At 59.0% G+C, this 13,926-nt stretch carries 11 protein-coding genes and 1 pseudogene; 4 read left to right on the top strand and 8 right to left on the bottom strand.

Annotated features, from left to right (window positions below; all coding sequences use genetic code 11):
* The first annotated feature begins 7 nt into the window (after positions 1-7).
* Positions 8-1,339, top strand: a complete 1,332-nt coding sequence (locus VDQ28_RS10680; protein ID WP_323035918.1) for an FAD-binding oxidoreductase — start codon at positions 8-10, stop codon at positions 1,337-1,339.
* A 518-nt stretch (positions 1,340-1,857) separates the two neighbouring features.
* On the opposite strand, the gene VDQ28_RS10675 is transcribed toward VDQ28_RS10680, so the two are convergent.
* Both VDQ28_RS10675 and VDQ28_RS10670 read right to left on the bottom strand, forming a co-directional pair.
* Entirely contained in the window at positions 1,858-2,400 is a 543-nt protein-coding gene (locus VDQ28_RS10675; protein WP_323035917.1) for a 3-hydroxyanthranilate 3,4-dioxygenase, read from the bottom strand.
* A 100-nt stretch (positions 2,401-2,500) separates the two neighbouring features.
* Positions 2,501-3,454, bottom strand: a complete 954-nt coding sequence (locus tag VDQ28_RS10670) for a dihydrodipicolinate synthase family protein (RefSeq protein WP_323035916.1) — start codon at positions 3,452-3,454, stop codon at positions 2,501-2,503.
* A gap of 206 nt (positions 3,455-3,660) precedes the next feature.
* On the opposite strand from VDQ28_RS10670, the gene VDQ28_RS10665 reads away from it, so the two are divergent.
* The 3 genes from VDQ28_RS10665 (at position 3,661) to kynU (ending at position 7,480) form a co-directional block, all read left to right on the top strand.
* Positions 3,661-4,608: a LysR substrate-binding domain-containing protein gene (locus tag VDQ28_RS10665; protein ID WP_323035915.1), complete on the top strand. Its 948-nt coding sequence runs from the start codon at positions 3,661-3,663 to the stop codon at positions 4,606-4,608.
* Positions 4,609-4,711: 103 nt separating this feature from the next.
* A complete protein-coding gene (locus tag VDQ28_RS10660; protein WP_323035914.1) occupies positions 4,712-6,142 on the top strand; it encodes an NAD-dependent succinate-semialdehyde dehydrogenase in 1,431 nt (476 codons plus the stop codon).
* Positions 6,143-6,223: 81 nt separating this feature from the next.
* On the top strand, positions 6,224-7,480 hold the full coding sequence (kynU, locus tag VDQ28_RS10655) for a kynureninase (protein WP_323035913.1): 1,257 nt from the start codon (positions 6,224-6,226) through the stop codon (positions 7,478-7,480).
* A 51-nt stretch (positions 7,481-7,531) separates the two neighbouring features.
* Here kynU and VDQ28_RS10650 read toward each other — a convergent pair whose 3' ends face one another.
* The 6 genes and pseudogenes from VDQ28_RS10650 to VDQ28_RS10625 all read right to left on the bottom strand — a co-directional run.
* Positions 7,532-9,151, bottom strand: coding sequence for an alkaline phosphatase family protein (locus VDQ28_RS10650; protein ID WP_323035912.1), 1,620 nt, complete (start codon positions 9,149-9,151; stop codon positions 7,532-7,534).
* A gap of 36 nt (positions 9,152-9,187) precedes the next feature.
* Positions 9,188-10,684 (bottom strand): tripartite tricarboxylate transporter permease, encoded by a 1,497-nt coding sequence (locus VDQ28_RS10645; protein WP_323035911.1) that lies wholly within the window; start codon positions 10,682-10,684, stop codon positions 9,188-9,190.
* An 11-nt stretch (positions 10,685-10,695) separates the two neighbouring features.
* The gene (locus VDQ28_RS10640) at positions 10,696-11,115 is read right to left on the bottom strand and encodes a tripartite tricarboxylate transporter TctB family protein (protein ID WP_323035910.1); all 420 of its coding nucleotides are present in this window, start codon (positions 11,113-11,115) and stop codon (positions 10,696-10,698) included.
* Positions 11,116-11,165: 50 nt separating this feature from the next.
* Positions 11,166-12,119 carry a tripartite tricarboxylate transporter substrate binding protein gene (locus VDQ28_RS10635; protein WP_323035909.1) on the bottom strand — a complete coding sequence of 318 codons (954 nt, stop codon included), beginning with the start codon at positions 12,117-12,119 and terminating at the stop codon, positions 11,166-11,168.
* Positions 12,120-12,623: 504 nt separating this feature from the next.
* The gene (locus tag VDQ28_RS10630) at positions 12,624-13,466 is read right to left on the bottom strand and encodes a CatB-related O-acetyltransferase (RefSeq protein ID WP_323035908.1); all 843 of its coding nucleotides are present in this window, start codon (positions 13,464-13,466) and stop codon (positions 12,624-12,626) included.
* Between the two features lie 92 nt (positions 13,467-13,558).
* Positions 13,559-13,876: pseudogene (locus tag VDQ28_RS10625) on the bottom strand (IS3 family transposase); the annotation flags it as partial.
* Between the last annotated feature and the right edge of the window lie 50 nt (positions 13,877-13,926).

The following is a 13,926-nucleotide window of genomic DNA, read 5'->3' as shown; positions in this document are numbered from 1 at the left end:
ATAGACCATGAACAGCCCCCGTCAGACTGCATCCCTTTTCGACGTCATCCCCACCGAAACCGAGGTCGTCATCGTCGGCGGCGGGATCATCGGCGCGTGCACCGCGCTGGAATTGGCCAAGCGCGGCATCCCGGTGGTCCTGTTCGAAAAGGGCTCGCTCGGCGAGGAGCAATCAAGCCGCAACTGGGGCTGGGTGCGCAAGATGGGTCGAGACGTGCGCGAAATGCCGATGATGATCCATGCGATGAAATTGTGGGATGACTTGCCGGGCGTGATCGGCGCCGATCCGGGTTTCCGGCGTCGGGGCATCACCTATTACTGCGACAAAGAGCAGGATATGGCCAAGTATGAGGCCTGGCTGAAAGCGATGGAACCCTTTGGTCTGGATACGCATTTTGTCGGACGCCAGCGGGCCAATGAACTGGCACCCGGCAATACGCGCAATTTCGCGGGCGGTTTGCACACGCCGTCAGACGGCTATGCAGAGCCCCATCTCGCCACCCGCCAGATCGCCGAAGGCGCGCGCAAACTGGGCGCGATCATCGTCGAGGGCTGCGCCGTGCGTGGCTTTGAAACCGAGGGCGGGCGGGTCAGCGAGGCGGTCACCGAAAAGGGCCGCATCAAGTGCAAGTCGGTGGTTTTGGCGGGCGGCATCTGGTCCAGCCTGTTTGCACGCAACCAGAATGCCAGGATCCCGCAGTTGAAAATGCTCAGCCAGACCATGCGCACCCGCCCGATCGTGGGTGGCCCCGAGGGCTGTGGTTCGGGCGCAGGGTTCGGCTATCGCAAGCGCAATGACGGCGGGTATAACGTCGGTATGCGCTCGGCGCACGCGGTCGATATCGTGCCCGACAGCTTCCGCTATTTCCGCGACTACCTTCCGGCGATGAAAAACGAATGGCGGGCGATGAAATTCCGGGTTGGCAAGCGGACATGGCAAGAGACGTCGATGCTGGGCGGCTGGAAACTGGACCAGCGCACCCCGTTCGAGACCTATCGCATCATGCGGCCGGTGCCGGGTCACAAGATCCTCGATCAGGCGACGATCAACATCAAGAAACTGTTTCCGCAGTTCCGCGACATGGTGGTCAATGAACGCATGAGCGCGTGGATCGACGTCACCCCCGATGCGATACCGGCGATCTCGCCGATCGAGGCCACGCCCGGCTTTTATATCTCCACGGGCTTTTCGGGGCATGGTTTCGGGATCGCGCCCTCGGCGGGGCAGTTGATGGCCGAATTGATCACCGGCGAGACGCCGCATGTCGACCCCACACCGTTCCGCCACAGCCGGTTCATCGACGGGTCAGAAATCGTCCATTGGCCGATCGGCTTCTAAGTTTTGCCGGGTTGGGAAACCGCAAAAAGGGGGGGGGCGAAGACGCTCTCCCGTGACAGCAGAGGGAGAAGGCCCCGTCGCATGACGTGGCCTTCTCCAGTTTGCCGAATGAGAGCACGGAAGTTGGGCCAGATCTGTCGCAGATATCCCCTGTAGCTCCGCAAGCTGGCCAGCCCGCAGCTTGTCGATTTTGCCATTTCTCGCAACCGCACCCGCGCCGGATGGGGTTGTTTGGATGGATATCGGCGATTTTCGCAAGTGGCAGCCCCTTGCCACGCCTCCGCTCAACAGCATGGGGCCGGGCCACCGGCACCGCCCCGACCCGCACCGCCCCGACCCGCATCGCCACCTGAAATATCGCCGCGCCGCAGGAATGCCGCCGGTCGGCTCTCTCAGCCCTCGCGCGATTGGTCCACCGGCGTGCCCTCGTGATCCGCCTCACGAACGTGTCTGCCACTGTGGCGAACAGCCCCAAGGCGCGCGGGGCACCTGGGGCTTATATCACATGCGCGCGTGTCTTAGATCTTCACCCAACCTGCGGGAGGCTCTTTGCCCGGATGAACCGCCTTGCAGTTCGGGCAGGTTCTATCCTCAATCGAGTTATAGAACCTCTCATAGACCGGCGGCAAATCATCCACGATTGAAGTCAGCTGCATTTCGGCGCGGTGAACCCGTGTCCCGCATTCAAAGCAGTACCACTCGATTGCGTCCAGTTCCCCGGTTTGGCGTTTGGGTTCGACAACCAGACCAATCGACCCCACTTCGGGGCGCTGCGGTGAGTGGCGCACATGGGCCGGCAGCAGGAAAATCTCGCCTTCGCGGATCGGCACATCGTAGAATTCTTCGCCATCGTAGATCTTGAGAACCATGTTCCCTTCGAACTGATAGAAAAATTCCTCGACCGGATCGTCATGGTAATCGGTACGCTTGTTGGGGCCGCCAACGACCGTCACCATCAGATCCGCGTCTTCCCAGATCTGCTGGTTTCCAACCGGTGGCTTCAAGAGGTGACGATGCTCATCAATCCAGGCTTTGAAGTTAAACGCTTTCAGTTTGGACATGGGTCTCTCCTGTTTTGGATACCCTCTGTGACATCACCCACCATCGCAAAAACCAAACGGGGCATCACAGAGCCGATTTCGCTATTCCGTACACTGTCGCTCAGAGCTTCAGTCCGCATCCTTCGAACGCGTGGCGGATGGTCGCTTTTTCCGCGTCACTGAGTTCCAGCATCGGACGGCGCACGCGCCCCCCCGTCTGGCCCAGCAATTCTTGCCAGTATTTCCCGAAGGCGGTCGGCTTGTCAGCCGGTTTCGACAGGCGCATCGCCTCACGCACGGGGTTGAGGCTATCGCGCACCTCGCGGGCCTCTTTGAACTTTCCGGCAAAGGCAAGCTCGGTGTATTCGTGCATCCGCAAATCCTTGGCGGTTTGCAGATGGTAGGGCGGCGACGAGCACAGATACAGCCGCCAGCCAAGCTCCTCGATGTTGTCGAGCCACTCATCTTCGCTGGAGGTCGAGACCTGAATGGTGTCGCCCACCATGTGGTGCAACCGCACATACATCTCACGCGGGACCGAGTATTTGATCGCGACGATGTTGGGCAATTCGGCGATCCGGGCGCATTCCTCGGGCTCCATCAGATAGCCGCTGTCAGGGTGGCTCCACATCGCGATGCCTATATCCAACTGGTCGCAGAAGGTCTTGTAATATTGATACAAGACCTCGCCGCGGTTCTGGACGAAGCTCAACACCGGCGCATGAAGCACGATGAAATCCGCGCCCGCCTCTTGCGCAAAATGGGCCAGCTCCAGCGCCGTGTCCATGTTCTGATCGGACACCGAAACGATGACCCCCGCCTTGCCCGCGCATTCGTCCACCGAGATTTCAATGCTGCGCTTGCGCTCCTCGACGCTCATCGAGAAAAACTCGCCCTGCTTGCCCGCTACAAACAGACCCTTGATCTTCAGATCATCAATCCAGTGGCGGATATTCGACCGCAATCCGGCTTCATTCAGCGAGAAGTCATCATTGAACGGGTTCAAGGCCGCAGCCCAAATACCGGTCAACTTCTCACGAGCATAGGCTTTGGCGTCATGTTTGGTATATTTCATGGGTCGGACCTGTGTTGGCAAACCTGTGTGTTCACGGTTCAGAAGGCCGTATTCGGGCGATCTTGCCAACTTGAAACGGGCAAAATGGGTATCAATAATATTTATACCAACAAGTTATCAATTTCAGTATCATCGGAATCATGCCAAAGATAGAGACCTGAAAACGGGAAAAACCGAGGGGCCGTGCGCTCTGAGCAGGGGGAAACATGATCATCGCCAAACACTCACGGATTGTGGACCGTGCCTTGACGCGGCTGAAACTGCGTCAACTGCGATTGCTGGTTGCGGTCGGCAATCATGGCAGCATCCAGAATGCCGCGCGTGAATTGGGCATATCGCAACCCGCCGCGACCAAGATGATCCAGGACCTCGAAATTGATTTCGAGGTGACCTTGTTCACCCGCACCAATCGCGGCGTTATTCCCACGGTCTTTGGCGACACGCTGATCCGGCATGGCAAATTGATCTTTGCGCAGGTCTCGAACGCCGCGCAAGAGCTGGATGATCTGAACGACGGCAACAGCGGCCGGGTGGTTGTTGGCACCTTGCTTGCGGCGTCGACAAAACTCCTGCCCGCGGCAATCGCGATGGTGCTGCGCGAGCGTCCCAAGCTGGCCATCAAGATCGTCGAAGGGACCAATGAAATCCTGATGCCGGCGCTGCTGTCCGGGGAAATCGACCTGGTTGTCGGGCGACTTCCATCACATCGCCATCGCGACAAGCTGAAACAGGAAAAGCTGTTTGACGACTGCGTGACGGCGGTGGTTGGCAACAAACACCCCCTGGCACAACACAAGGCGGTTCCGTTCGATCAGATCAAGCCGTTTGGCTGGATCTTGCCGCCGCCTGAAACCACCATGCGCCGCCAGATCGACCAGTTCTTTATCAGCCAGGACCAATATTCGCCCCCTTTCGCGATCGAGTCCGTCTCGTATCTGGCCAACCGGGCGATGTTGCAAACCAGCGACTGGATCGGGTTGATGCCGGCCGAAGTGGTGCAGCAAGATGTCGAGAACGGCTATCTCACGGCGCTGGATTGGGAGGTTCCGCTGGGCCAAAGCCCGATTGGCCTGACGTATCGCCGCGACAACTCGCTCTCTCCGGCGGGACAAGCGTTCAAGGACGCGCTGCACCGTGCCGCCCTAGACCGCTGACAGTTGGTATTCTTGAAAATGATATCTGTATCCGCTCAATTCACTTGAAGTGACGTCCAAGATTGCATGATCTGGACCGGACAAACTATGGAGTGCAAGATCAATGTATCCTGAGCTAAAGCTGTTTATTGCAGGCGAATGGCGCACGACACGCCGTGACATGGCCGTCATCAACCCAGCGACAGAACAAGAACTTGGCCGCTTGCCATGCGCCGATATCAGCGATCTTGATGATGCGTTGGCGGCTGCCGAACAGGGGCTGCGCGTCTGGAGTGCGACCTCGCCGCGAGAGCGCTGTGATACGATCCTGAGGGCTGCGGCCCTGTTGCGCGAGCGTCAGGAAGAGATCGCCCAATCCATCACGCTGGAGCACGGAAAGCCGCTTGAGCAAGCCCGTCTGGAGGTCATTCGCGGTGCCGAGTTCTTTGAATGGGACGCGGGCGAGGCGATGCGCACCTATGGCCGGGTCATTCCTGCCGCGCGTGGGCAAAAGTTTTCCGTCCATCATCTGCCCATCGGCGTCGTCGCGGCCTTTTCGCCGTGGAATTTCCCGGTCAGCCAACCCGCGCGCAAAATCGGTGGGGCGTTGGCCTCGGGTTGTTCGATCATCCTGAAGGCTGCCGAAGAAACGCCTGCCGGGGCCGTCCATATCGCGCGCGCCTTTGTCGATGCAGGGCTGCCCGCCGGTGTGCTGAACCTCGTGTTTGGCAATCCTGCCGAAATCTCGTCTCACCTGATCCCGCACCCGGCCGTGCGGCTGGTGGCCTTTACCGGCTCGACGCCTGTTGGCCGCCACCTGACAACGCTGGCCTCCGAGAACATGACGTCGGTTCTGATGGAGTTGGGCGGCCATGCGCCGGTCATCGTGTGCGAAGATACCGACGTGCAGGCAGCGGCAACCTCGGGCGCCATTCGCAAAATGCGCAATGCCGGTCAGGTTTGCACCTCGCCGACGCGGTTCTTCGTGCATGACGCGATCTTTGACGAATTCACCGAAACCTTCGTCGCGAAGGCGGCGAAAACCGTGGTTGGCAATGGCATGGATGCCGGTGTCGAGATGGGGCCGCTGGCCAATGATCGCCGCGTGCCTGCCCTGACCGCGCTGGTCGAGGACGCAGTCGCCAAAGGGGCGACGCTTGCGACGGGCGGCGCTCGGCATGGGAACAAGGGTTATTTCTTTCAGCCAACCGTGCTGGTGAACGTCCCCGACGACGCCCGCATCATGCAAGAAGAGCCCTTTGGCCCGATTGCGGTCATCAACCGCGTGGCCACGCTTGACGACGCCATCGCCGCGGCAAATTCCGTGCCCTACGGTCTTGCGGGTTATGCCTTTACCAATCGCGCCGACTATATCGACCGCATGATTGACGAGGTCGAGGTCGGCAACCTGTCGATCAACACGCTGGAGGCCTCGATGCCCGAAACACCGTTTGGCGGCGTCAAGTCCAGCGGCTATGGTCGTGAAGGTGGCTCCGAGGGTTTGGACAATTACATGACCATCAAACATGTGTGGCATTCCGCGAAGATCGTGTAATCTTCGACTGTGTGCCTTGAGCGGCACGGCAACATGCGCGAGACAATATTTGCAAAACCACTGAGCATCAGGAACAGAACATTGAACGCTAGTCTCAAAAAAGTCACCCGCGCCGATACCGAAAAAATGGACGGCGCCGATCCCATCGCCCACCTGCGCGACCGGTTCACCCTGCCGGAAGGCGACATTTATCTGGACGGCAATTCGCTGGGCGCCTTGCCGCTGGGCGTGATGGAGCGGTTGGAGCGCGCCGTTCTCAAGGAATGGGGCCAGGGGCTGATCCGCAGCTGGAACGATGCCGATTGGTACCCTGCGCCGCAACGCGCGGCGGCTGCGATTGCCCGTTTGATCGGGGCCGGGGCCGATGAGGTGATCGTGTGCGATTCCACCTCGGTGAACCTGTTCAAGGTGTTGATCGGAGCGCTGCGGATGCGCAAGGATCGCAAGATCATCGTCTCGGAAATCGGCAATTTCCCGACCGACGTCTATATCAACGCCGAAGCCGCCAAGATCATGGGCTGCGAATTGCGCTGCGTCATGCCCGAGGAGGTCGAGCAAGCGATTGAGGATGCCGGCGAGAACCTCGCCGCCGTGCAGTTGACGCATGTGCATTACAAGACCGGCCGCGTCTATGACATGGCGGGCATCACCAAGCGCGTGCAAGAGCTTGGCGGCTTGGCGATCTGGGATCTGGCGCATTCGGCTGGCGCCCTGCCGGTCGATCTGAACGCCTGCAATGCCGATTTCGCGATTGGCTGTGGGTATAAATACCTGAACGGCGGGCCGGGCGCGCCAGCCTTTGTGTTTGTCGCCAAGCGTCACATTGAGGCAATGAACCAGCCCCTGCCCGGTTGGCATGGCCACGCCGAGCCCTTTGCCTTCACGCAAACCTACAAACCGCATCCCGGCATCGACCGGATGCTGACCGGCACCGCGTCGCAACTGGCCACGCTGGCACTGGAAACCGCGCTGAAGGTGTTCGAAGACGTCGACATGAACGTTTTGCGGCAAAAGAACATGGCGCTGGGGGATCTGTTCATCGCCCTTGCCGAGCAGGAGCTGGGCGGCATGGGGTTCAATCTTGCCAGCCCGAAAGACCCAAAAGCGCGCGGCAGTCAGGTGTCACTGACCCATGAAAACGGCTATGCGATCATGCAGGCGGTGATCGCGCGCGGTGTGGTTGGCGATTTCCGCGCGCCGGACATCCTGCGCTTTGGCTTTGCCGCGCCTTATGTCCGCTATGTCGATATTTGGGACGCTGTTGCGCATATCCGCGACGTGATGGAAACCACTGAATGGAAGCGGCCCGAGTTCAACGAACGCCGCGCCGTCACCTGATACCGCAAAGCAACCCTCCGACGCGTGTGATTCGCGTTGGAGGGTGGTCATTCATTCGGTTGCAGGTTTGTTGTCCGCCTTCCAAGCGTCAAGTTCCGTCGCGTCCCAGAATCCCAGATACACACCCTCAACGGCGTCATCGTGGCACATGTCATTGTCGATTTTATCGTCTGACAAGGTGACGCGGTTGTGCTGCCGGCGCGCCCAGGCGAACATCGCCGCCGACAGCCGCGTGATTTCCGCCGCGTATGCCTGATCTGTGCCAAGGTCAACAAACTCGTCCGGATCGGTCTCCAGATCATAGAGCATCGGGCGGTGCCCCTCGACCCAGATCATTTTCCAGCGCCCGTCAAACACCATCGTCAACAGGCAGGATTTGGCATTCGGGCTGAGATGGCGCAGGAACGGGCGCGTCGAATAGTCATACTCGGAAATGACATAGGCGCGCGGCGAGGTGGCATCGCCGCGAACCGCGGGCAGCAATGAGCGCCCCTCCAGAATGTGATCCGGCACCGTACCGCCGAAATACTCGACAAAGGTCGGCACAAGGTCAATCGCCTCGGTCAGGTCGGTGACAACCGTCCCGCGCGTGGCATCCGCACTGGCGCTGGGGTCGACGATGATCAACGGAATGCGCGCCGATTGATCGTGGAACAGCTCCTTTTCGCCCATCCAGTGATCGCCCAGATAATCCCCGTGATCCGAGGTGAACACGATCAGCGTGTCGTCCAGTTGCCCGCTGTCCGACAAATAGGTCATCAGCCGCCCGATCTGGTCGTCGATCTGCGTGATCAGCCCCATATAGGCCGGAATGACCGCACGGCGCACATCCTCGCGGCTGAAGGCCTGTGAATACCGATATCCGTAATACCCCGCCATCAAGGGATGCGGGTCGTCGCGTTCCATGTCGGACCGTTTGACAGGGATGATGTCATCCGCGCTGTACATGTCGTGATAGGGCGCGGGCACGATATAGGGCCAATGCGGCTTGATATAGCTCAGATGCAGGCACCAGCTTTCGTCGCGGGCCTGCTCCATGAATTCGATGGCGCGGGTTGTGGTATAGGGCGTCTCGGAATCCTCCTCGGCGACCGCCGCCGGTTCCGAGGCATGTTTCAACAGCCACCCTGACAACACCTCGCCCGCGTCGCTTTTCCCCGAATTCGCGGCATGGTGCCAAGGGTTCGGCCCCTCGTATCCATGATCATTCAGATACCGGTTATAATGGCTGGGCTGTTTCCTCGCGCCATCGGGCACCACACCGTCATTGCGGTCCCAAACCTCGAACCCGCCCTCGGCAAGCAGCGCCCCGGTCTCTGACGTGGGGTCGATGCCCATCCGCGCCATTCCCGCAAGGTCGGCGATCATATGCGTCTTGCCGCACAGAACCGTGCGCACCCCCAGCGGCCTGAGGTGATCGCCCAGCGTCATTTCGCCCACCCGCAACGGGTAGCCGTTCCATGAGGACCCGTGGCTGTGCACATAGCGGCCGGTGTAAAAGCTCATCCGGCTGGGGCCGCAAATCGGCGATTGCACATAGGTCTTGTCAAACCGCACACCGCGCGCCGCCAAGGCATCAATGTTGGGCGTCTTGATGCTGGGATGTCCGGTACACCCCAGGTAATCAAACCGCAGTTGATCGCACATGATGAACAGAATTTTCTTGGGCATGTCTGGTCCTGAAGGGTTAGACGTCAGCGGCTGGTCTCATGTCATGGCATCCCGGTTTCTGATCCCCAGCCAGTACACCGAGAACACGGACATCAGCAGCAGAATGACGGCAACCGGATGATCCCACAAGCGCCACAGGTCGCCGCGCAAAATCGTCGCGGTTTGTCCGAGTGACAGCTCGAACCTCGGCCCAAGGAAGAACGCGATGATAAAGACCACCAGCGGATAGCGCAGCACCGTCATGATGATCCCGATGACCGCAAACAGGATCATCACATAGACACCAAACGCCCCGCCGGTCGCCAGATAAACCCCGGTGACGCAGAGCATGAGGGCGATCGAGAAGATCACCGACTCGGGCGCGGTGATCAGCTTTGCCCAAAGCCGAAGGCCGAACAGGCCGCACAGCAGATTGCAGACATTCGCCATCATCATCGCGCCGAAAATGCCATAAACCAATTGCCCCTGCTGCTCGAACAGCAAGGGCCCCGGCTGGAGGCCCTGAATGAGGAAAGCGCTGATCATGATGGCGGCTGACGCACTGCCCGGCAGGCCCAAGGTCAGCAGCGGGATGAAATCCGCGCCGGCCACGGCACTGTTGGATGATTCCGTTGCCGCAACCCCGCGCAAGTCGCCCTTGCCAAAGGTCGACGGATCTTTTGCGGCTTGTTTGGTGGACGCGTAGCTCATGAAGGCGGCGGCGGTAGAGCCCATCCCCGGGACCGCACCGATAAAGGTGCCAATCAGCGAGCCGCGCAACAGAACATAGCGACAGGCCCAATATTCGGCAAAGCTGACCGATTTTTGGTCTTTGGTCTGGTTCTTCGGGATATTGACGGCGGGCCGCATGTCGCCACGCATCCGCGCGATGCGCAGCACGATTTCCGAAACCGCCAGCGATCCGATGGCGACAGAGGCGACAGGAAATCCGTCATAAAGTTCATACATGCCGAACAGGAATCGCGGCGTTGAATGTTCGGGGTCAAGGCCCACCGTGGCGACCAGCAAGCCAAACGCCGTTGCGATGATCCCTTTGGTGAACGAGCGCCCGATCAACCCAGAAATCAGCGAAAACGCAAAGACCATCAAGGCAAAGATCTCGACCGGGCCCAGTGTCAACGCCAGGATTGCCAAGGGCGCGGCAATGGTGATCAGCACAATATCGCTGAACGTGTCGCCCGTGACCGACGAATAGAGCGCCATTTTCAGGGCTTTGAGGGGCTTGCCCTTTTGGGTCAGTGGATAGCCGTCAAGCGCCGTAGCCGCCGCATCCGGGGTTCCGGGCGTGTTGAGCAAAATGGCGGGAATTGCGCCCCCGATCAGGCCGCCTTTGTTGACACCGACCAGAAATCCGATGGCGGGCAGCGGGTTCAGCGCGAAGGTGAACGGGATTGCGATGGCCATGGCCATGACCGGCCCGATCCCCGGCATCGCGCCGACGAATTGACCGACGAACACGCCCGCGAAAACGAACATCAGATTGAGCGGCGTCAGCGCGTCCGACAATCCGGCAATGATCGTTGCAAAATCCATGGATAGTCTCTCTACGGCAAGACGCGGTTAAGAACATTTTCGACGAGAACCCAGACCCCCAAAGGCATCGCCACGCCGGCAAAGAGCAGCCAGTACCAACGCCGCTCTCCCATGAAGAGCATGATGGCCAGGGCAAAAACGGGGGCGAAATACTCGAAGCCGAACCTCTCCATCAACCAGACCGCGGCGACAAAGATGGCGACAACGGCGATGGCGCGCAGGCTGTTCAGAAGATGCAGTCCGATAAATTCCTGGCTGGTGACAAACTGCACGACGCCCGCGACAAAGATGACCCACAAGGCAACCGTCGGAACGGTCGCCGGAACCACCCGCCCATAGCTGACGGTTTCCACTTGATGTGGCAGAACAAGGAACAGGAAACCTGCCCCAAGAAAAACAAGGATTGCCGTAAAGAGACGTTCTGCGCTCATTTTCTTCCCAACCATGGCAAATGCCAGACCCTGAGGCCTGGCATCTGGTTTTATTCCGCCGCTGCCGCGATCAAGGCCTGCGCATCACCCAAGCCGCTGGTCAATTTGGCCTCGGTGCCGTCCGGACCAAGATTGGTCGCTTCGGTTTGCATGACATTCTCGATCAGCTCGACCAGCTCTTCGGACTGGATCGCATCGGCAATCGCGCCTGCCAAAGCGGCTTGAACCTCGGGCTCCAGACCGGCGGGGGCGGCAAGGTAGAAATACGGCTCCACGGAATACGGATAGCCCTGCTCGACCAGCGTCTGCGTGTCGGGCGAATACGGATGACGGGCTTGAGTGGCGACCGCAAGCATCTTCAGATCCCCCGATTCCAGATATTGGATATGCTCGCCGGCGCTGAAGCCGGCATCCAGTTGCCCGCCCAACAGTCCGGTGATGATTTCAGCACCGCTTTGGTGGGAAACCAGCTCGACCTGACTGCCGGTCGTGTTGTTGATGGATTGCATGATCAACCGCTGCGGACCGCCATCGAATCCGACCAACGAACCACCGTTTTCGATGCTGTAGTCAATGAATTCCGCAAATGTGTCATAGGGCGCCGACGAAACGGCAACAACCGAGACCGGGGCCAGAACAACGGTGCCGAGGTAGTCGAAACTCTCGATGGTGAACGGCAATTGGTCGCCGCGCATTGCCAGGTTCATCACCGTCGCGACCGTCACGCCCATGCCAATCGTCAAGCCATCGGGGTCTTCGTTCATCAAGGTTGACAGCATGGCAATGCCGCCGCCACCGGGCCGGTTTTCGACGATCACGTCCCAGCCGGTATTTTCTTCGACCGCCGCTGCGATCGCGCGCCCCAGCGTATCCGTGGACCCGCCGGCGCCGAACCCGATTTGCAGGGTGATCGGGCCTGCAGGCGTCCAATCGGCAAGCGCCGCGCCCGGCATGGCAAATGCCGCCGCCGTGACAGCCGCTTTCATAAGTGTGGTCAATGTCATAAGTGTTTCCTCCGTCCGGATTGTCAGAACCTGTTCCGGGCCCTTGAGCCTCTTTTATTGTTGTCGGCATCGGGCTCGTAAATACATCGCTTTATGGTCGCGCAGGCAGCACAGATGCAGCTGCGTCGCGGTCTCGACTTTTCGCCTGTTTCTCGTCGTCGTGCCAAGAATGCGCCCGCTCTTGCGACGGTGCTTTCCACGAGTGTCCATGATTTTGCCGAAGAAACCTAGCATATCGAAGCGATATGGTTATTCCAAAATCCTATACCTAACCAAGAGGCTGATACCGAACTCAGCGCCAATTCGCGCGACTCCACATAGGCGCATGGTGTTTGCGTTTCGTCGCGTGGTCCAGCGTCAGGTGCCCTATCGGATGGTTCCTGAGGTTCATCGTTCTGACATACAGCTCGAAAGTTGTCATCGAGCGGCAAGCGGCAACATGTTTAATGTCGAGAAGCGCAAAGGCACTCCCAAACCAACGGTGAGACATGTGATTGTGAACAGTTACACGTCGCCAACCTTCTCGCGCACATCTCCGGCGGAGCGCCAAATGCCCCCCTGGTCGATGCTGTAACGTGCGGCTGCAAACGGCTTTATCTCTCCTGACGAGATCTCGCGCTCCATTTGGTCACAAAACGCAGATGGATCGTGAATGCCAATTCTGGCAATATCGTTCGGTGAAAATTCCCACCATTTAAGCGCCAAGAGGCGTTGTTGTAGCTCGTCCGACCCGAACCTATAGCGGATCAAACGAGATGGGTTGCCGCCGACTATTGCAAAGGGTGGCACATCCTTTGTGACCATTGCTCCTGCTGCAACGATCGCCCCGTCCCCAATCGTGACCCCCATACTAACAGTAACGTCCCGCCCAATCCAAACATCGTTTCCGATTGACGGCCATGACTTCCCTCCTCGCAGGCTCCAACCAGTCTTGCGGAGGGTATCAGGATTGGGATGCGCTCCGAAAAGGATGTGCTGCGCGCGGAACGCGAACACCGATGTAGTCACGGTATTTATCGGGTGCTGGGAGTCCAGGAATATGAGGCCGTTGGAAATAGATGTATACCGACCGACCGAGATGGGTTCAGGAAGCGGCGAGTGCGTGTAGCTCATCATACCGATAGAGCATAAACCAGAAAACCCTTCTCCCCCGAGCGATGGAACGTAAGGGAATCGGTACGTTCCGGAATTCTGCTCAATCTTGACCGAATCTTTGATCGCGAATGTTGTGCCTATCTTTAAGAGACCATAGTGCGTGTCGCTTGGTCTCTCGGTAGCCCAGGTGAGGAACACGCGATCGGACCACAACTTCTCAGCCAAATCTCTCGTAAGTTCAAACTTTACCATTCTCATCACCCCGATATCTACAATGCAACGCTGTGGGATGTGCCTCTTCGCTTCTGGTCTTGTCACGCTTTCATGCCGCCCCAAGTGCTCGTTTAAGCCATATTACGCTCGAAGGCCAAGGGGCTTTTTCCTCCCGACGCTGGCTGTCGGCGGCGCGGATTGTAGAAGCCGTTGATGTATTCGAAGATGGCCATCTCGGCTTGCCGCCTGGTTGCCCATGACCGCCGCCAGATCAACTCGGCCTTGATGGTTTTGAAGAACGTCTCGACGGCTGCATTGTCATAACAATTACCTTTGCCGCTCATTGAGACTTCGAAGCCATTCTGGCGCAGGACCTTCTGATAGTCGTGCGAACAGTATTGGCTGCCGCGATCGCTGTGGAAGATGCATTCCCTGGGAGGATCTCGGAAGCCCCCTGTGTCAGGCACAGCTCCGCCGTCGGCAAACCGTTCGGCGCGAC

The sequence above is a fragment of the Pararhodobacter sp. genome, assembly GCF_034676545.1.
Taxonomy (GTDB): Bacteria; Pseudomonadota; Alphaproteobacteria; order Rhodobacterales; family Rhodobacteraceae; genus Pararhodobacter.
This window is presented reverse-complemented; position numbering and strand designations above follow the sequence as displayed.

What these genes read in the sequence shown, in the direction of transcription:
- VDQ28_RS10680 (WP_323035918.1), top strand. Translation starts at nt 8, where the DNA reads ATGAACAGCCCCCGTCAGACTGCATCCCTTTTCGACGTCATCCCCACC.
- VDQ28_RS10675 (WP_323035917.1), bottom strand. Translation starts at nt 2,400, where the DNA reads ATGTCCAAACTGAAAGCGTTTAACTTCAAAGCCTGGATTGATGAGCAT.
- VDQ28_RS10670 (WP_323035916.1), bottom strand. Translation starts at nt 3,454, where the DNA reads ATGAAATATACCAAACATGACGCCAAAGCCTATGCTCGTGAGAAGTTG.
- VDQ28_RS10665 (WP_323035915.1), top strand. Translation starts at nt 3,661, where the DNA reads ATGATCATCGCCAAACACTCACGGATTGTGGACCGTGCCTTGACGCGG.
- VDQ28_RS10660 (WP_323035914.1), top strand. Translation starts at nt 4,712, where the DNA reads ATGTATCCTGAGCTAAAGCTGTTTATTGCAGGCGAATGGCGCACGACA.
- VDQ28_RS10650 (WP_323035912.1), bottom strand. Translation starts at nt 9,151, where the DNA reads ATGCCCAAGAAAATTCTGTTCATCATGTGCGATCAACTGCGGTTTGAT.
- VDQ28_RS10645 (WP_323035911.1), bottom strand. Translation starts at nt 10,684, where the DNA reads ATGGATTTTGCAACGATCATTGCCGGATTGTCGGACGCGCTGACGCCG.
- VDQ28_RS10640 (WP_323035910.1), bottom strand. Translation starts at nt 11,115, where the DNA reads ATGAGCGCAGAACGTCTCTTTACGGCAATCCTTGTTTTTCTTGGGGCA.
- VDQ28_RS10635 (WP_323035909.1), bottom strand. Translation starts at nt 12,119, where the DNA reads ATGACATTGACCACACTTATGAAAGCGGCTGTCACGGCGGCGGCATTT.
- VDQ28_RS10630 (WP_323035908.1), bottom strand. Translation starts at nt 13,466, where the DNA reads ATGGTAAAGTTTGAACTTACGAGAGATTTGGCTGAGAAGTTGTGGTCC.